Source organism: Aliamphritea hakodatensis, from assembly GCF_024347195.1.
Classification (GTDB): domain Bacteria; phylum Pseudomonadota; class Gammaproteobacteria; order Pseudomonadales; family Balneatricaceae; genus Amphritea; species Amphritea hakodatensis.
Genome location: NZ_AP025281.1, coordinates 3,980,128 through 3,996,046 on the forward strand (window position 1 = coordinate 3,980,128; position 15,919 = coordinate 3,996,046).

19 protein-coding genes and 1 tRNA gene are annotated in these 15,919 nt (G+C 49.9%); 3 read left to right on the forward strand and 17 right to left on the reverse strand.

All coding sequences use genetic code 11. The features are described 5' to 3' along the window. Positions 1–3: 3 nt before the first annotated feature. From PCI15_RS18200 to PCI15_RS18245, 10 genes are all read right to left on the reverse strand, one after another. Positions 4–1,227, reverse strand: coding sequence for a CpaE/TadZ family protein (locus tag PCI15_RS18200; RefSeq protein ID WP_271271343.1), 1,224 nt, complete (start codon positions 1,225–1,227; stop codon positions 4–6). A 2-nt stretch (positions 1,228–1,229) separates the two neighbouring features. Next, on the reverse strand, positions 1,230–1,700 hold the full coding sequence (locus PCI15_RS18205; protein ID WP_271271344.1) for a TadE/TadG family type IV pilus assembly protein: 471 nt from the start codon (positions 1,698–1,700) through the stop codon (positions 1,230–1,232). A 31-nt stretch (positions 1,701–1,731) separates the two neighbouring features. Beyond that, positions 1,732–2,205 carry a TadE/TadG family type IV pilus assembly protein gene (locus PCI15_RS18210; protein ID WP_271271345.1) on the reverse strand — a complete coding sequence of 158 codons (474 nt, stop codon included), beginning with the start codon at positions 2,203–2,205 and terminating at the stop codon, positions 1,732–1,734. Next, positions 2,202–3,515 (reverse strand): pilus assembly protein TadG-related protein, encoded by a 1,314-nt coding sequence (locus PCI15_RS18215; protein WP_271271346.1) that lies wholly within the window; start codon positions 3,513–3,515, stop codon positions 2,202–2,204. The genes PCI15_RS18210 and PCI15_RS18215 overlap by 4 nt, the downstream gene beginning before the upstream one ends. Before the next feature lie 2 nt (positions 3,516–3,517). Beyond that, positions 3,518–3,775, reverse strand: a complete 258-nt coding sequence (locus PCI15_RS18220; RefSeq protein ID WP_271271347.1) for a hypothetical protein — start codon at positions 3,773–3,775, stop codon at positions 3,518–3,520. An 11-nt stretch (positions 3,776–3,786) separates the two neighbouring features. Further along, entirely contained in the window at positions 3,787–5,475 is a 1,689-nt protein-coding gene (locus tag PCI15_RS18225) for a type II and III secretion system protein family protein (RefSeq protein ID WP_271271348.1), read from the reverse strand. 83 nt (positions 5,476–5,558) lie between these two features. Next, entirely contained in the window at positions 5,559–6,317 is a 759-nt protein-coding gene (gene cpaB / locus PCI15_RS18230; RefSeq protein ID WP_271271349.1) for a Flp pilus assembly protein CpaB, read from the reverse strand. Then, positions 6,310–7,737, reverse strand: coding sequence for a DUF8689 domain-containing protein (locus PCI15_RS18235; protein ID WP_271271350.1), 1,428 nt, complete (start codon positions 7,735–7,737; stop codon positions 6,310–6,312). Before PCI15_RS18235 ends, cpaB begins: the two co-directional genes overlap by 8 nt. Further along, the gene (locus tag PCI15_RS18240) at positions 7,734–8,285 is read right to left on the reverse strand and encodes a prepilin peptidase (RefSeq protein ID WP_271271351.1); all 552 of its coding nucleotides are present in this window, start codon (positions 8,283–8,285) and stop codon (positions 7,734–7,736) included. Before PCI15_RS18240 ends, PCI15_RS18235 begins: the two co-directional genes overlap by 4 nt. Before the next feature lie 101 nt (positions 8,286–8,386). Then, positions 8,387–8,590 carry a Flp family type IVb pilin gene (locus tag PCI15_RS18245; protein WP_271271352.1) on the reverse strand — a complete coding sequence of 68 codons (204 nt, stop codon included), beginning with the start codon at positions 8,588–8,590 and terminating at the stop codon, positions 8,387–8,389. A gap of 373 nt (positions 8,591–8,963) precedes the next feature. Between PCI15_RS18245 and PCI15_RS18250 the strand changes: the two genes are divergently transcribed. Further along, positions 8,964–9,779: an AraC family transcriptional regulator gene (locus PCI15_RS18250; RefSeq protein ID WP_271274654.1), complete on the forward strand. Its 816-nt coding sequence runs from the start codon at positions 8,964–8,966 to the stop codon at positions 9,777–9,779. A gap of 251 nt (positions 9,780–10,030) precedes the next feature. Here PCI15_RS18250 and PCI15_RS18255 read toward each other — a convergent pair whose 3' ends face one another. The 6 genes from PCI15_RS18255 to gstA all read right to left on the reverse strand — a co-directional run bounded on the left by PCI15_RS18255 (position 10,031) and on the right by gstA (position 13,097). Then, positions 10,031–10,477, reverse strand: a complete 447-nt coding sequence (locus PCI15_RS18255) for a MarR family winged helix-turn-helix transcriptional regulator (protein WP_271271353.1) — start codon at positions 10,475–10,477, stop codon at positions 10,031–10,033. A 98-nt stretch (positions 10,478–10,575) separates the two neighbouring features. After that, positions 10,576–11,172 (reverse strand): YceI family protein, encoded by a 597-nt coding sequence (locus PCI15_RS18260; RefSeq protein WP_271271354.1) that lies wholly within the window; start codon positions 11,170–11,172, stop codon positions 10,576–10,578. A 77-nt stretch (positions 11,173–11,249) separates the two neighbouring features. Further along, positions 11,250–11,675, reverse strand: a complete 426-nt coding sequence (locus PCI15_RS18265) for an organic hydroperoxide resistance protein (protein WP_271271355.1) — start codon at positions 11,673–11,675, stop codon at positions 11,250–11,252. A gap of 157 nt (positions 11,676–11,832) precedes the next feature. Further along, entirely contained in the window at positions 11,833–12,081 is a 249-nt protein-coding gene (locus PCI15_RS18270) for a tautomerase family protein (protein ID WP_271271356.1), read from the reverse strand. A 15-nt stretch (positions 12,082–12,096) separates the two neighbouring features. Next, positions 12,097–12,489, reverse strand: a complete 393-nt coding sequence (locus tag PCI15_RS18275) for a nuclear transport factor 2 family protein (RefSeq protein WP_271271357.1) — start codon at positions 12,487–12,489, stop codon at positions 12,097–12,099. Next, a complete protein-coding gene (gene gstA, locus PCI15_RS18280; protein ID WP_271271358.1) occupies positions 12,489–13,097 on the reverse strand; it encodes a glutathione transferase GstA in 609 nt (202 codons plus the stop codon). The genes PCI15_RS18275 and gstA overlap by 1 nt, the downstream gene beginning before the upstream one ends. Positions 13,098–13,213: 116 nt before the next feature. On the opposite strand from gstA, the gene PCI15_RS18285 reads away from it, so the two are divergent. Further along, positions 13,214–14,101, forward strand: coding sequence for a LysR family transcriptional regulator (locus tag PCI15_RS18285; RefSeq protein WP_271271359.1), 888 nt, complete (start codon positions 13,214–13,216; stop codon positions 14,099–14,101). A gap of 885 nt (positions 14,102–14,986) precedes the next feature. On the opposite strand, the gene PCI15_RS18290 is transcribed toward PCI15_RS18285, so the two are convergent. Then, positions 14,987–15,063: transfer RNA gene (locus PCI15_RS18290), tRNA-Met, on the reverse strand. Positions 15,064–15,291: 228 nt separating this feature from the next. On the opposite strand from PCI15_RS18290, the gene PCI15_RS18295 reads away from it, so the two are divergent. Continuing rightward, positions 15,292–15,909: a DsbA family protein gene (locus tag PCI15_RS18295; RefSeq protein ID WP_271271360.1), complete on the forward strand. Its 618-nt coding sequence runs from the start codon at positions 15,292–15,294 to the stop codon at positions 15,907–15,909. Positions 15,910–15,919: the final 10 nt, after the last annotated feature.

The following is a 15,919-nucleotide window of genomic DNA, read 5'->3' on the forward strand; positions in this document are numbered from 1 at the left end:
GTGTTATGCTCCGGTCATAGTTGAAAACATACGCGCCAGAAATCCTTTCTGCTGATCAGGGAAACCATGAATCAGTTTCTCCTGCAGCGACTGTATTGAGCGGGTAATGGCCGCCCGGCGGGCAACTTTGTACAGAGGTTCGCCTTTATTCAGGCTCTCGAGTACATTTTTATAATCATTGGTAATCGTGACGATATGCTTAGCGTTCAGCGCTTTCTGAATATCATCAATACTGATCTGAGCATTTTTTTGCATGCGGTTGACGGCAACAATGATCTGATGATCCATCAGCCCCATTTCCTGCTGTAACAGCCTCATCAGATGGGCGGCATCTTTAATGTTGATATAGTCCTGCTGCACAACCACCACGACCTGTGACGCCTGGGTCAGTACCGCTGCGGTTGTCTGATCAATCACCCTTGGGACATCCACCACCAGCTGAGAACAGTTTTTCAGCAGGATATCCAGCAGCATACGAATCCGTGCTTCAGGAATCTGGCTGGGGAGGCAAAGTTCATGCAGTGTTGCCCCCATTATTCGCAGGCCACTTTCATGGCGCAGCAGGTAAGCATTCAGCGCGGTAACATCCAGCTCATCAACAACCCTTAATGCTTCAATCACACCGTTTTCAGGTTTCATATTCAGGTACTGAGCCAGTGCACCAAACTGAGTGTCCATATCCATGAGCAGGACATCTTCTTCACTGAGCACCTGCATCATGTGCGCCAGATTACAGGCCAGTACCGTTGCACCGGATCCCCCTTTGGCATTGATAACCGCTGTCAGCGCGCCGTTTTCAGCATGTTCTGCTTCATGTTTTTCAATTTCGATCCGTTGTATTGTCGATGTCAGCTCTTCGGTATTCACCGGCTCAGTCAGAAAATCCCGGGCACCGGCCTGCATCGCCAGACGCATCATTTCAGGCTGCTCTGAATTGCCGATAATCAGTAATTGCGGCCGTTGCTGAGAGGTATTCAGGGTCAACGCCTGTAACTCTTCACGCCACATATCACTTAAATGCAGAATCAGCAGATCCGGCTTACTCTCCAGGTTATCAAGCGGATCCACTGTGCCATTGATAGCCAGTCTGGATTCCAGTTTCAGGTTATTGCTCACGCTCTTAAGATGATTTTTCAGATACTCCAGCATCAGCGAATCTCTGCCAGAAATTAAAATACTGAACTGGCGGGCTGAGCGATTTATGAGTGAGCTATTATTGGGTTTCATGATCAGGCCCCCGTACAGTCAACAGTCCAGCTGCCCGGGGTTGTAATTCCGAGACTCTCGCTGGGCAGGGTTGTAGTAAATGCTGAGGCATTAAAAGGGGCCAGTGGCAGGAGAGGTATCAGCATCTGGTACGGGTAATCCTGAATGCTGGTACGCACATATCTCACTTCTTCAAGTATGTTGGTGGCAACCTGACTGGCATCCAGGTATTCAATACTCACATGAGTGCTGTTCAGTGATGCCACTCCCGGTGCATTAATCGCAGCGTTCTGACGTACATTATCTTCCTGCGCCATCGGGCATACCGCTGCCAGACGTGCTGCCCGGCGGGTTACTTCATCGAGCACATTCCAGGTATATAAAAAACGGCCCATTTCTATAATGGCAAACAGAACTATGATGAACACCGAACCGATAATCGCAAACTCGACGGTCACCAAACCGGCCTGTCTACAGGTTTTCAGATTGTTCATTTTTTATCCCCCTCGAGTGCCTGATATCCCTTCAGAGCACAGGCATTCCTACGGCAGCGGTAATGGGTACTTCCAGATCAATACCCTGCCAGATAGATAGTGGAAAAATTATCGGGTCATACAAATAAGTCGCCGATACTGTGATCGGATTTGCTCCGACAGCAGCTGTATCTGTTACAACCGTTACGACATTCGGGCCAGGTAACAGCGGTTTGCTGTCAGCGGCAACCGTGAGAGCGCCATAACGGACAAGATTTTCAGCATTGGTTTTAACGGTTACCAACTGGGCAGGGGTATCAACCGCCCGCACCTGACTGGCAAGATAGCGTGCCCCACCCTCAACCGCTTTGGTCAGGGTGTTGTACTGGTATAAAAAGCGCCCGACTTCTACCGAAGTAAACATTAGCAGGAGTAACAGTGGCAGAGCGATTGTAAACTCGACCGCAGCAATGCCTTGCTGCCGCCGGCTCCGGGCGAAGGAACGACGCGAGAAACAGGTATTCATGACTCTTCTCCGTCGGGGTTTTTAAACAGGAAGATAGTTGTGACACCACTGCCCTGGGTGACACCGGTTGCCGGCGGAGTACATTCATGCATGAATACCCCCCGTAGCGAACCGCTGTCAGAATTAGCACCACCTTGCTGAGTGGCTGGATCAGTCAGTAAAAAGCAACCAAAGCCCAGTGTTTCAACCGTATCATTACCGGTTGCAGAGCCATCACAGGCACCAACTGGTACCTTAACCATGCGACGCTGATAACGGGGATCTTCCGGCTGTATATTGCTGCTGGGTGAATTGTAATAATTGGCATAGTTACGCGGGTCCAGGCAGGCATTCGGGCCGGTGCCGTTATCCGGATCTGAGCCCAGACCGTCCGGATCCATTCCGATGCAGTCCGGTGTATGGGATGTATCATTTGCGTAATCTGGTGGATAGTCCGAAGAATTACCGTTTAACGGACCGGAATACAGGCCAAACCGGGTGTTAATGCCCTGCACGGTGGGTCCCACCTTGTTACCCGGCGCCAGATCAATCTCAAATTCCTGCCCCTCATCCCCACAGTTTGAGGACTCTGCAAAGGCATAGCGGATATCATTTGCACCCTGTAATCCGGGAATATCAATTAAATGAAAGCTGCCGGTACCGACATCCGTATCCGGACCGGAACCGGAACCGGTTTTCAGGGTTACCGTATCAGTTGCAGGATCAAACGGTGCACTCAGGCCGGCAGAAAAATCAAATTCACTGAAGCCGGTAGGGGTATCCGGATCCTGAGTCCCTTTACAGACCATGACCGGAATCAGATCACAGACGCTGGCACCGCTGCCAAAGCCTGCAACCGCCGTTGCACCGACAGGTTTGTCGTCAACTCCAACGACCTGCACCAGATAGCTGGTCAGTGGCACCAAAGGCGTCGCAACCTTAATATAGTTAGGCTCACCCGCAGTTGCAGCCACAAAGGAGCCGGGCGTTAAATCTTCAGAAAACGTCACCGTCGGTACCGGTGCATGAGACGTCAGTTCATCAGAAAGGTTGGCGTTAAAGGTTGCAATTGCAGCCGCCCGGGCATCATCCATTGGCGCCGCGCTGACAGACAACTGTAACGTTCTTGCTCCACTCAGTGCTGCCGCATCAACGGCATTCTGCAAGCGGGTCTTATTCAATAACAGATGTCCTGTATCCAGTGCCAAACCCACCATAGCAACCAGCGCAATTAAACCTACAGCCACAACAACGGTCACGATGCCCCGCTGTTGCTTTGCGCCGGTGACCGCTGACCGGGCACGGGTTCTGTGTTTGCTACAGGTATTCATAATCAGTTACCTATATTTACCTGAATTTCTTTTTTAACTTCCCGAGGCTGACCCACTGCCTGGCGGTAAGTCCGCAGGATATGTACACCGCTTTCGCCATCCAGTGAGTTGCCGTCCCGGCTGGCGTTTTGCTGGGTCGCTGCCGGGTTATATGTCTGCTGTTCTGTCATCGCCCGAACGCTGCTGCCCAGTTCAGGCCGGGGCTGGCTGCTACAGCCACCAATCACCAGTCCCATCGCTATAATCATCAGGGTTTTCATGATGCTGTCTCCTAGTTAATCGAATGACCGTAATTATTTTCCATGCCGCCGGAGTTACTGTTGATCTTAGGCAGAGGCGGTACCGCAAAGCTGGTCGCCGGTACCGGTTTTTTATCGTCTTCGTTATCCGCAATTGCTTCATTGAGCTGCGCACTGTCCGACGCTGATGCAACCTGTTGAGACGATTCAGACTGCTCTTCAGGATCCCCCAGGTTCTTACCCAGAATGTAGAATTCAAAGTCGGAAGGCTCGACAAAGTTGTCTGTCGGTAAGGCGATCTCATCGGTATTCAGAGGCTTCGCCAGCTGTGGCGTTACCAGAATAACCAGCTCGGTTTCACCCTTTTCAAATTCCTGACTGCGGAACAGATGACCCAGTACCGGAATATCACCCAGACCAGGAAATTTATTGACGACCTCACGCATGTTCTCATTCAGCAGACCGGCAATACCGATAGTCTGACCATCAGCCAGCTCAACGGTAGAGCTTGCAGAACGCTTGGTCAGGGCCGGCACAAAGAAACTGGCATTGGTGTTACCCGGTGTAGCAGAGACACTGGCAGTTGAGGTCAGCTCACTGACGCTGATATTCAGTTTCATGTTGATTCGCTGGGAATCCAGCACGACGGGTAAGAATTTCAGACCGATACCAAATTCTTTAAAGTCGATCGTAATCCCATCCTCGTTCGGAACAGGAATCGGAAACTCGCCACCGGATAAGAAAGAGGCTTCCTGGCCAGTCAGGGTTGTCAGGGTTGGTTCAGCCAGAATTTTTGCAGAACCATCTTCTTTAGCCGCATCCAGCGCCATGCTAAACAGGTAATCCCCACCGATATAGCTGGCAAACAAACCTTTATCGGCAATAGCCAGGTCACTCGGTGCAAACTCATCAATTACCGGACCGAATATGCCACCATCGGTAAATACCGGGGTACGGGCACCGGAGGCTCCGGCCGCCAGGTCAGTAAATACTGCATCAGGAAAGGTCGCACCACCACTGACAGCACCAAACTGAAAATTGCTGCCCGAATTGACCGCGTTGAACTTAATGCCCAGACGGCGGGCCACCCGGCGGGAAACCTCAGCGACGGTTACTTTCAGCATGACCTGCTGTGCGCCACCGACGCCCATCAGGTTGACCACACTGGAGATGGAATTATCTTCAGAATCATCTTTGGTGGGGACGGTAAAACTTTTAGCAATTTCAACCGCGGTGTTCATTCGCGTCAGGCTGCTGACTTCACCGTTTAATACAATAGCCCCCTGGGAAGAATGCACTTCTATATTCTCTTCAGGCAGCAGCTCGTACAGCTTGGCTTTAAGGGTATCCAGGTCGTGGGTAACCTCAATATCGAACGCGCTGATCAGCTTATTCTTGCCATCCCACAGGAGTACGTTCGTCGTGCCCAGCCCCCGGCCCAGTACATATAACTGGCCGGACTGCATAATCAGGATATCGGCAATATCCGGATTACCGATGGAGATCTTTTTAACTGGCTTATTAATCCGCAGAATATGCGATTTATAAAGCGGCACCCAAATGGTTTCCACCTGACGGCTATGGTCAGTTAGCTCATCAAACGTCTTTAATGTTGTACTGCGTGCTGTTTCCTGCGCGACGACTGAACTGGCGGAAAACAAGAACATCAAGACAATCAGAGCCGTAACAAGCTTAACGGGATATTGTATTGAATATTTCATAGTGACTTCCTTTCTTCTGTCTGTAGCGGCTCCACACTCGGGCCGGAAGCAGACGATTCAAAGCATTCGCGCAAACAGACGCTTTACAGCCTTACCTTGCTTTTCTGCACATTCGTGCCGCGAATAATGGTGACGTACGAGCCACTGCTGACCCGACGTACAGCCGGCTTTTTAATCACACCGCGATCTTTAGGGTTACGCAGGCTCAGCTGAATAGGGCCTTCATCACGGGCTTTAACAATGTCTTCTGCCTGCAGCGGTGAGACTTCTAAGGTAACTGCACGGACAATCACCGGATCTTTCTCATCGGTACTGGCGGTCTGATCCACAGCTAATACCTTAAGGTCGCTGAGAATGGTTTTAGTCGTGGTGCGTTTTTTCACCGTACGGCTGGCCAGAACGTCTACGCGGTTACCTGGTAACAGGAATCCACCCACCCCCACAACATCATTTACCCGTACGGTTACCGCACGCATATTCGGCTCAATCAGTGACGCCAGAGTGCTGCCTTCCAGGTGTTCACTGAAACGGGCCTGCATCAGAATTTCACCAGGCAGAATATCGGCATTGGCCACCATGCCTTCCAGTTGCTGGGCGCTGCGTACTGCACCGTCCGGCGCCAGTCCAACCGGCATTTCAAGACGTTTCAGATGTCGGGATTCAATTTTCTTGCCATAAGGGATTTCCAGCGCAGCAGTCATCACAACTTCGGTTTCAGTCACCACTGTTTTTTCGACGACCTGTGGCTGTTGCCTGGCTAACCAGTTATTGGCTACAAAGACTGCCGCCACCGCCAGCAAACCTGACAGCAGTAACAGCAATAGGGTTCTTGATTTAATCATAATGACCTCCTGACAGCTTGCCGGAGCCGGCAAACTGGTCTTCTTCCTGATCAAGTTTTACGAAGTAACTTTTCCAGGCCCAGTCGATCAACTCTTCAGACAGTTTTTCGGGGTCAGCGAGATACAGCGCCTTGTCCTGCGCTATTCCTAGTATGTCTCGGGGGTGACATGGCAGTAAAGGTCGCTGCTCTCGCTGATAATGCTCCTCGAAAATGTATGTCAGTAATGTTTGATCAAACTCGATCTGTTTTTCGATACAGACTTTTTTCCAGATTTCCGTAAAAGCAAACTTGTCCAGCGTATCGAAAAAGATCTTATGGCCGATTCGGCGTAAGAAAGCCGCATCACCCAGTTCCAGTGGATTGATGTTAGTGGAAAAAATAAGAATCTCGTCAAACGGCACTTCAAAACTGTTACCGTTTGCCAGACTCAGCAAATCTTTGCGTTCTTCCATGGGGTAAATCCAGCGGTTAAATAACTCCACAGGACTCACCCGCTGACGGCCCATATCATCAATGATGTACATGCCGTTATTGGCTTTAAGCTGTAAGGGGGCACGGTAAATCTTGGTGCTGGGTTCATATTTCACTTCCAGCATATCCAGGGTCAGCTCCCCGCCACTGATCACGACCGGACGTTTACACAGCTTGTAACGCGGGTCATGGCCTTCATTAAATAAAAGGTTTGGTTTACCGTCTGTGCCGGATGCCTGATCGGCAGCTTTATGTACCAGAGGGTCATAGAGCTGGATGATGCTTTCATTCACAGAAATTGCATATGGAATCAGGCAGGCATCGGTCAGTAACCGGGTCAGCCGCTGGGTAATATAAGTTTTACCGGTACCCGGCGGCCCATAAATCACAATTGAACGGCCAGAATTCATCGCAGGTCCCAGCTGATCCAGCAAGGTAGGCCGGATAACAATATCTTCAAAAGCCTGCTGCGTTTCTTTCTGCTTAATAATGACCCGGTGAACCGACTGCGCCTGAACCACTTTCTCATATTCAGAAACAGGTACCGGCGCCGGGCCGATATAACCGTTTTTGTTCATCGCCTCCTGGCCGGCAATCCGTCCTAAATCGGTCAGGCTGTAATACAGCTCCTTGCTTTGCCCTAAACGGGGCAACACTTCCAAACGACTTTCCTGACGCAAATAATTGAGGATCTCTTCAATAATTGAACCGGACAGACATACCCTGTGGACCAGCTGTGAAATGGTCAGGCCGCCGGCGTCATAAAGGTGTTTGCTGACAAGATCAACCAGGAACTGTTTGTTCAAACAGGTTTCTTCAATACTGGTTGGCCGTGGGGCCAGCATTCTGAAAGGTGATACGACATTTCCACTACCGTTGCCGTTACCGTTAACCCCGGATGCGGAGCCACCACCATTCATTAAAGGATCTTGCTGGTGCTTTTTCATAAGGCACCGCCTGTGAGTAATTCACGTAAGTGAACAAACCCAAGTTGAGACTGATACGCCAGCGCCAGTACCGTTCCGGTTACAATCGCCAGTGCATAAGGAAAACGTAACGCTGCTGCTTCGCCTTCCTGCGGTTTGATATAAATAAACTGACGGGTAAAAAACAGCGTTTTAAAAATCATGAAGTAGCGTTTCAGCAGTGCTAATAGGTCACCTTTACAGGCCACCACCAACAGTGCCAGAAACAAACCGGCAACCAGGCTCAGCCCTGCTGCAAATATCGCTGTCGCAGGACCAAGCATTGTTGCTGCAGCGGCCATCAGTTTTACATCCCCGGCGGCCATGCCGCCGACAATATAAAAAGGAAGAAAGAAGAGCAAACCCACCAACAAACCGCCAAGAGCGGTCATTAATCCACTCAGCCCTATCATTTCCAGTTGGAAAACAACGCCACATATAAGAATCATCAAATTCAGTACATTCGGAATAATATGCCGCGTGATGTCACTCACTGTTACCGCTAAAAATAGGAGCAGCAATACCAGCATGGTGAATTCGCTGATCAGCGTAACTTGCATAATATTGCCCTCCTGTTTGATACTTTTTATATTACTGGGAGCAGCTTCGCGCTCCGGATTTCAATGCTCTTTTATTGAGGAGCAGGAGCAGCTGCTGGTGTGATTGCATCTTCAAGATCGCCAATCGTAGTTCCTACCTGGGTCCCCAGGTCGGTAAATGCAGTTACGACCGCAAGACCTACCAGGCTACCGGCTATCGCGTACTCAACTGTTGTCAGGCCTTCTTCATCTTTAAGGAATGCTTCCAACTGAGTTTTTATTTTTTGCATGTTCATAGGACATTACCCCGTGTTCGTTATGGCATGCAGTGCATACCTTAAATTCATTTCACTTTCCCTTTTTGGACTCCGTTGCGGTTCGCAAGAAGTCGCTGTACATCAAACTTAGGAAGCCACAAAAAATAGGGTTAGGACTATTTTTTAAAACACTAGGACTATCTTTGCAGTCAGGTTTTATTTCGCCTGTAAGCCTGTTGAAATTGCTGAAAGTTATGTTTGGCAGGTGTTTGTTTTTTGATCTAAGGTTAAGTAACGTATTTATTACACTGTGTTACACAGGGCTTACAGAACAGCGCTGAACAACACAAAAAAATAGCCAGGGAACGGGTGATAGAAATGGTAAAGTGAGGCTTTTATGCACATAGCCACCATGCTCTGGGTTGACCTTAGAAACCAGTCAAATCAATCATGTTTATCAAGCAGTTTTGATGGAATCTGTCATACGCAGACGGTCAAGCAATCCTCCACATGTCCCCGTTTGCTGAACACCGCTGAAGCGGACCTTATCTGTTTTGAGTATGATTATCCGGATATACAGAGTTTGCACCTGTTACAGCAAACCCGGCAGTCAGACCCGGATCTCCCCATTCTGATGTTCACCGAACAACATTCCGAAGCGTTGGCAATCTGGGCATTTCGTACCGGGGTTTGGGACTACCATGTAAAACCGCTTTCTGAAGCAGACATGGTACATATCACCGACTCACTGAAAACCGCCAGTGAGTTCAGAGACGCCATTAAATTACGTAATATTCGCTGTGACAGCGAGCCCCTGCCAGAGGAAGTGCGATTCCGGGCGCCCACCAGTGGTGAATCAACCTTGCAGCATGCCGTCAATTACGTGCAAAACCATTATCCGGAAAAAATTCTGGAGTCTGATATGGCTGAAATGTGTGGCCTGACGGTCAATAAATTCTGCAGGTTATTCAAACAAACTTACGATCTGACCTTTCAGGAATACCTCATTGGTTACCGGCTGAAAGAATCAACCCGTTTACTGCTCAATCCTGTCGCCTCGATTGCTGATGTGGCTTTCACCGTAGGCTTTAATGACCCGTCTTATTATGCCCGGGTATTCAAAAAATATATGGGGCTGAGCCCGTCAGAGTGCCGTCAGTTACTGAAAGAAAAACGTGAAATCGGGAACATAGATACCCGGATAATGGAAATGAAAATACCGGTGTAAAGACCTCCTTAAGAGCAAAAAAATACCCGGCTATACCGGGTATTTTTTTTAGAAGGGGTAGAAAAACCGTATATTTTTACCCTTTATCGCCAGCCCTTAACCACCGGATTTACACCTTAACTATTCCGCTTAAACCGGTCAGGGTAACCAGGTGGCCATGACACACACGGATCGGTGAACCTCACCATACTGACGCCGCTCTGACCTGGCTGCACTGGGCCATTCAGCATCACAGCAAGGCCCTGTTCCGGTCAGTCATGTCCCAGACGTAAATGCCGGTTAAGCTGTTGCAACTGGCCAAGTAACTGTTCAAATTCAGGCTTTTTCAGACCGGTTGAGCAGGCAACTTCCTGCTGAATAGCCGCGATTTCGGGGGTTAATTCACGGGCCTGAGCGGTCAGGCTCACCATAACCTTCCGTTCATCTTCAGCATCACGGTAACGGTGGATCAGACCGGCCTGTTGCATACGTTTCAGTAAAGGAGAAAGCGTACCTGAGTCCAGATACAGACGTTCCCCCAGCGCTTTAACGGTGATTTCATCTTCCGGCGTTAATGCCAGAAACACCAAATACTGAGGGTAGGTCATATTCAGGCGACCCAGTAAGCTTTTATACTCCCGGGTTATCGCCTGAGCGGTCGAATACAGCGCAAAACACAGGCGCTCATCGAGTAAAGAAAGGTCATCATTTGCAGTCATCTGCGGATCTATTCCAACACTGAGGGCGGCACAAAAAGCAGGGGCCGCGCCCTGCTACTTTGTTCAGGAATATACCACGAAGCAGGGTCTGCCGGTATTTATTGCTCAAGCACCAGGCTAAAACTGACCGGCACTGTATAGCCGATATAATCCAGCCCCGCCAATGATTTCAGCTTATCAATCCCCGCCGTAAGGCCATAGGTTTCAGCTGTCAGCACCACAGGCTGGCTGCTGCTGGCCAGTACCTGTTTACCGTCAGACAGCAGGCTGACTTTCACTTTCAGGGGTTTTTCCAGACCATGAAAACTCAGTGAGGCATCCACTTCAGCATTCACAAAACCGCCATTTTTCACCGTTTGCATAACATCGGCGGGTAACTGGCTGTTCAGAGTGGCGGTTTTAAATTTAGACGTTTCAAATAAATGTTCCCGCATGCGCTCGTTACGGATGCCGATATTGGTCTCGATACTGTCCAGATCCAGCTGTACTGACAATTTGCCACTGTCGCTGAGCTGGCCGGCTAACCGGGTAATATGAAAGGTTTCAGCGATATGTACTTTCTTGACCGATAAGAAATTCAGGCTGGACTGCTGATTATTCAGTTGCCAGTCTGCCTGTACACTGACACTGGCTGCCAACATGCCCGCAGCAATAGCAGATACAGGCAACAGGCGGGTTAACATTTTCAGATTCATTATTTTCTCCTTAGATTTACAATTCAGATCCGTTGTCTGACAAAGGCTGACCGTACAGCTCCCTGTCAGCCCGTATATCAGACGATCTTCAGTACAACATCAACGTTATTACGGGTAGCATTGGAATACGGGCATACCTCATGGGCAGCACTGACCAGCGTTTCCAGTTCTCCCCGGGACATTTCAGGGACGTCAATATTCAGCACCACACTGATATTGAACCCTTTACCCACTGGACCGATACCTACCTCGCCATTAACCTTAGCTGCAGAATTGAGGGTTTTCCCGTTACGCTGGGCCACTACCTTCATCGCCCCGATGAAGCACGCGGCATAGCCTGCAGCAAACAGTTGCTCCGGATTCACACCAAACTTACCTTCACCGCCCAGGGCTTTAGGAGTAGTCAGCGGCATATCCAGCGCACCGTCATCCGAACGTATATAGCCTTCACGCCCACCTGTTGCTTCAGCTTTAGCCACATATAAAGTTTTGTCTAATTGCATGCTTTTTCTCCGGTAGCAGTGTTCAGTGGCAATCAAAATATTACACAATTAAATTGCGCGCAATTAATATTTTTATTTTTGCTCTGAAAACATCTGCCTTGCTAACAGAAAAAGGCCGGTCAGAGACCGGCCTTTTATCAGCAAGAATGCGCCGCACTCACTGTTTGAGTGCCTTATCAGCCTGTTCTGCCAGCATGTTCCGGTAATCCACAACCGGCATACCGCCGATCCCCCAGTCGTCCAGCGATACTTCATCGACCACCACAAATGTCGTAGCCGGATTTTTATTCAGCACCCGGGATAACAACTCTGTCACTCCGGCAATCAGTTCCGCTTTCTGTGCCGCTGTCGGGCCGCTGTTATCCGGGCCACCTTCTTTTGTAACTTTAATATTTACGTAAGGCATACATCTTTACTCCGCTTAAACAGTCTCTGTCTGAGATACATAGGAAAAAACTTTACTCATGATCCGCCAGCCATGCTGGTCACAGGTGAGCGTGAGAAAATCCAGATACTCCCGCCCCATCATGGTCATGGATGCTTTAACAAAGGCCATCCGTTCACCGCCAAACTCAACCGAGATAATCCGCTCACGGCGAGTGTCCCCCCGCACAGCCGGTGGAATCCGTTTTTCCACCGCGGAGAAATATTCAGCCAGTGACTTATTCATGTAGTCACCTTCTGTCATGTTCACGTAACGGGCATCCGGATGAAATACACCCGCCAGAACACCGGTATCTGCCTGATACAGCCCTTCAAGGTATCGGGACATCAGATCACAGATATCCGCCATGGCACGATCTTTCACAGCCATCAGACCAGCCCCTCAGCCTGCAGCGCCGCCTGCACAGCCGGTCGCTTTGCAATCCGCGCCGTAAACTCTGCTACCAACGGCCAGTTCTGCAGATCAATCCCCACAAAGTTCGCCCAGTTACTGACCACAAACAGATAAGCATCTGCCACAGAAAAACTCCCGCCCTGCAGATATACCCTGCCGTCAGATAACACTTCATTCAGATAGGCGAATTTCACATCCAGGCTTGCCCGGGCATTCTCCTTATCAGCCTCCGTGGCAGATGCTGAGAAGAACGGGCCAAAGGCTTTATGCAGTTCAGAACCGATATAGTTCAGAAACTCCTGCACCCTTACCCGTTCAAACGTGCCCGGGGCCGGTATCAGCTGGCCCGGTGCAAACCGGTCTGCGATGAACTGCAGCACAACAGCACCTTCGGTCAGCACCTCTCCCGAGGCGAGCTGCAAGGCCGGTACATATCCCTTAGGGTTCACGTCCCGGTAATTATGATCTGACGCGGTACGGCCACTGTCGGTATCAACAGCTTCCAGCTCAAAATCAGCACCGGCTTCACGCAAAATAATATGCGATGCCAGTGAACAGGCGCCGGGTTTATAAAACAGTTTCATGGCTTATCCTCTTTCATTGCTTAATCAACGAAAGCAAGCGTATCGCGAGAAACAAACTATAAATAACATTGTTTTTTCAATATTATGATTCAAAAAACAGATCAGGTTTTATTAGCGTGACATACGAACAACTCTTGGTTCTTCAGGCAATTGTCAGTGAAGGCACTTTCAGGGGTGCAGCCGAACATCTGCATAAATCCCAGTCGGCAGTGAGCCACATGCTGAAAAAACTGGAAGAGGATATTGGATTTTTACTGTTATCCCGGGAGGCTTACCGCCCGCAGCTGACAGCCAAAGGGGAAGTATTTTACCGGCAGGCAATCCGGGCTCTTGAACAGATGCAACAGCTGCGAACAACAGCCCGAAACCTGAATGCCAGACATGAAGCCTCAGTTTCACTGGCCGTCACCGCCACTTATCCACTGACACCGGTGCTGAATGTCATCAGCCAGGTTAAACAACAATACCCGGCAACAGACATTCACCTTTCCCGGGAAACCATGGCCGGCCCTCTGGAGCGGCTACTGGAACAACAGGCGGATATAATTATCACCACAATGGACGGTGTTCCGGCGGATCAGGTCGAAGCCATTCCCTTTGCCAGCATCACCATTGCTCCCGTTGCGCATCCCGACCATGAAGCGGCGCAACATCCCCGGCTGAAAACCATCAGGGAGATGCAAAGTTATACCCAGATCATTGTAGCGGACAGCAGCTCTGGCAGCGCCAGACAAAGCCGGGACCTACTGCCCGGAGGACTCCGCTGGACGGTATCGGACTTTGCCGCCAAGAAAGAAATCCTGCTCGCCAATCAGGGCTGGGGCGGCATCCCCACCCATATGATTGAAGATGAACTGTCCAGCGGCAAACTGGTGCCCCTTAATGTTGAAGGCTATCCCCCCCGCCACTCGCAACTTTTCCAGATCCGCCGGCGTGATGCCGATACGGGTATCGTCGCTCAGGCGATCTGGCAACAGCTGACAGAACTGCAAACAGCGCCCTGAAAGGGCCTGTATGCCACCTTCTCTTTCGCAGACACATAACGACCTTTTCCCGGGGTTATAAAGCGCTGAGCCCGACGAGCGTCCTCCTTTTATTAGTTTTACTTATCCCAGAAACGAAAAAAGCCAACCTTTCGGTTAGCCTCTTCTGTTTTTTACGTTGGTACCGAGAGCCAGATCTTAGCTGACGACCTTCGCCCGGGGTTATAAAGAGCTGAGCCCGACGAGCTGTTCTTAAATTACCTACCCCAGAAACGAAAAAAGCCAACCTTTCGGTTAGCCTCTTCTGTTTTATCACGTTGGTAGCGGGGGCCAGGTTTTAGCTGACGACCTTCGCCCGGGGTTATAAAGAGCTGAGCCCGACGAGCTACCACGCTGCTCTGAAGATAGATCTCAAATTTCAGGCATAAAAAAAGCCTATCTATAAAGATAAGCCTCTCTTTTTTACGTTGGTAGCGGGGGCCAGGTTTTAGCTAGCGACCTTCGCCCGGGGTTTTAAAGAGCGAGCCCGACGAGCTGTTCTTAAAACACCTACCCCAGAAACGAAAAAAGCCAACCTTTCGGTTAGCCTCTTCTGTTTTATCACGTTGGTAGCGGGGGCCAGAGTTGAACTGGCGACCTTCGCCCGGGGTTATAAAGAGCTGAGCCCGACGAGCCACCACGCTGCTCTGAAGATAGATCTCAAATTTCAGGCATAAAAAAAGCCTATCTATAAAGATAAGCCTCTCTTTTTTACGTTGGTAGCGGGGGCCAGGTTTTAGCTAGCGACCTTCGCCCGGGGTTATAAAGAGCTGAGCCCGACGAGCTACCACGCTGCTCTGAAGATAGATCTCAAATTTCAGGCATAAAAAAAGCCTATCTATAAAGATAAGCCTCTCTTTTTTACGTTGGTAGCGGGGGCCAGATTTGAACTGACGACCTTCGGGTTATGAGCCCGACGAGCTACCAGGCTGCTCCACCCCGCATCAACGTGGGACGCATAGTAAGGAGTCGGTGCTGTAAATGCAAGAAAAACTTAATAAATTTAAAGTTATCCGTTTGCTTCAGCGGTTTTCCTTCTGAAACGTTAAAGATCTCTTTTTTGGTACAGTGTTCAGAACAATGGCCGATACGCTGTTCTAAGATTAGGAAAACTGATCAGTGCGGACCCCGGTTCGCTGTTTAGAAACTTTTTAGGATTTCAGGACTTCTTTATGGCTCTTATTTACGTCATGGATCCCATGTGCAGCTGGTGCTGGGCATTTCAGCATCCGCTGCAACAACTGACTGAACGTCTTCACCCGGATATTCAGGTGCTGTGTTACATGGGCGGTCTGGCCCCTGATAACGATCAGCCAATGGATCCGGAGCTGCGGCAGGCTATTCAGTATACCTGGCAGCAGATTGAAGCCCGCACAGGCACACACTTCAACCATGATTTCTGGACGCAGTGTCAGCCAAGAAGGTCTACTTACCCTGCCTGCCGGGCGGTTATCAGTGCGGAAAGCATGCAGCCAGGTGCCGGTATGAAAATGATCAGAGCCATTCAGGAGGCCTATTACCTGCAGGCAAGAAACCCTTCCGATACAGACACTCTGACCGGGCTGGCTGAAGAAGCAGGTTTAGATAAACAGGCATTCGCTGCGATATTACACAGCACCGAAACGGAACAGACATTACAGTCGGATCTGCGCTTCAGCCACTCAATCGGTGTGCAGGGTTTTCCTTTTCTGGCTTACCAGACTGAAGCAGGCATTGAGCCGCTGGCAGTGGGCTATTGCTCAGAAGAACAACTGCTGGCCAGGGCAGAAACACTGGGAATTATCACCTAGAAGCCAAACA

Bases quoted from the DNA above. Each gene is read 5' to 3' on its own strand.
- PCI15_RS18200 (WP_271271343.1), bottom strand. From the start codon at position 1,227: ATGAAACCCAATAATAGCTCACTCATAAATCGCTCAGCCCGCCAGTTC.
- PCI15_RS18205 (WP_271271344.1), bottom strand. From the start codon at position 1,700: ATGAACAATCTGAAAACCTGTAGACAGGCCGGTTTGGTGACCGTCGAG.
- PCI15_RS18210 (WP_271271345.1), bottom strand. From the start codon at position 2,205: ATGAATACCTGTTTCTCGCGTCGTTCCTTCGCCCGGAGCCGGCGGCAG.
- PCI15_RS18215 (WP_271271346.1), bottom strand. From the start codon at position 3,515: ATGAATACCTGTAGCAAACACAGAACCCGTGCCCGGTCAGCGGTCACC.
- PCI15_RS18220 (WP_271271347.1), bottom strand. From the start codon at position 3,775: ATGAAAACCCTGATGATTATAGCGATGGGACTGGTGATTGGTGGCTGT.
- PCI15_RS18225 (WP_271271348.1), bottom strand. From the start codon at position 5,475: ATGAAATATTCAATACAATATCCCGTTAAGCTTGTTACGGCTCTGATT.
- cpaB (WP_271271349.1), bottom strand. From the start codon at position 6,317: ATGATTAAATCAAGAACCCTATTGCTGTTACTGCTGTCAGGTTTGCTG.
- PCI15_RS18235 (WP_271271350.1), bottom strand. From the start codon at position 7,737: ATGAAAAAGCACCAGCAAGATCCTTTAATGAATGGTGGTGGCTCCGCA.
- PCI15_RS18240 (WP_271271351.1), bottom strand. From the start codon at position 8,285: ATGCTGGTATTGCTGCTCCTATTTTTAGCGGTAACAGTGAGTGACATC.
- PCI15_RS18245 (WP_271271352.1), bottom strand. From the start codon at position 8,590: ATGAACATGCAAAAAATAAAAACTCAGTTGGAAGCATTCCTTAAAGAT.
- PCI15_RS18250 (WP_271274654.1), top strand. From the start codon at position 8,964: ATGCTCTGGGTTGACCTTAGAAACCAGTCAAATCAATCATGTTTATCA.
- PCI15_RS18255 (WP_271271353.1), bottom strand. From the start codon at position 10,477: ATGACTGCAAATGATGACCTTTCTTTACTCGATGAGCGCCTGTGTTTT.
- PCI15_RS18260 (WP_271271354.1), bottom strand. From the start codon at position 11,172: ATGAATCTGAAAATGTTAACCCGCCTGTTGCCTGTATCTGCTATTGCT.
- PCI15_RS18265 (WP_271271355.1), bottom strand. From the start codon at position 11,675: ATGCAATTAGACAAAACTTTATATGTGGCTAAAGCTGAAGCAACAGGT.
- PCI15_RS18270 (WP_271271356.1), bottom strand. From the start codon at position 12,081: ATGCCTTACGTAAATATTAAAGTTACAAAAGAAGGTGGCCCGGATAAC.
- PCI15_RS18275 (WP_271271357.1), bottom strand. From the start codon at position 12,489: ATGGCTGTGAAAGATCGTGCCATGGCGGATATCTGTGATCTGATGTCC.
- gstA (WP_271271358.1), bottom strand. From the start codon at position 13,097: ATGAAACTGTTTTATAAACCCGGCGCCTGTTCACTGGCATCGCATATT.
- PCI15_RS18295 (WP_271271360.1), top strand. From the start codon at position 15,292: ATGGCTCTTATTTACGTCATGGATCCCATGTGCAGCTGGTGCTGGGCA.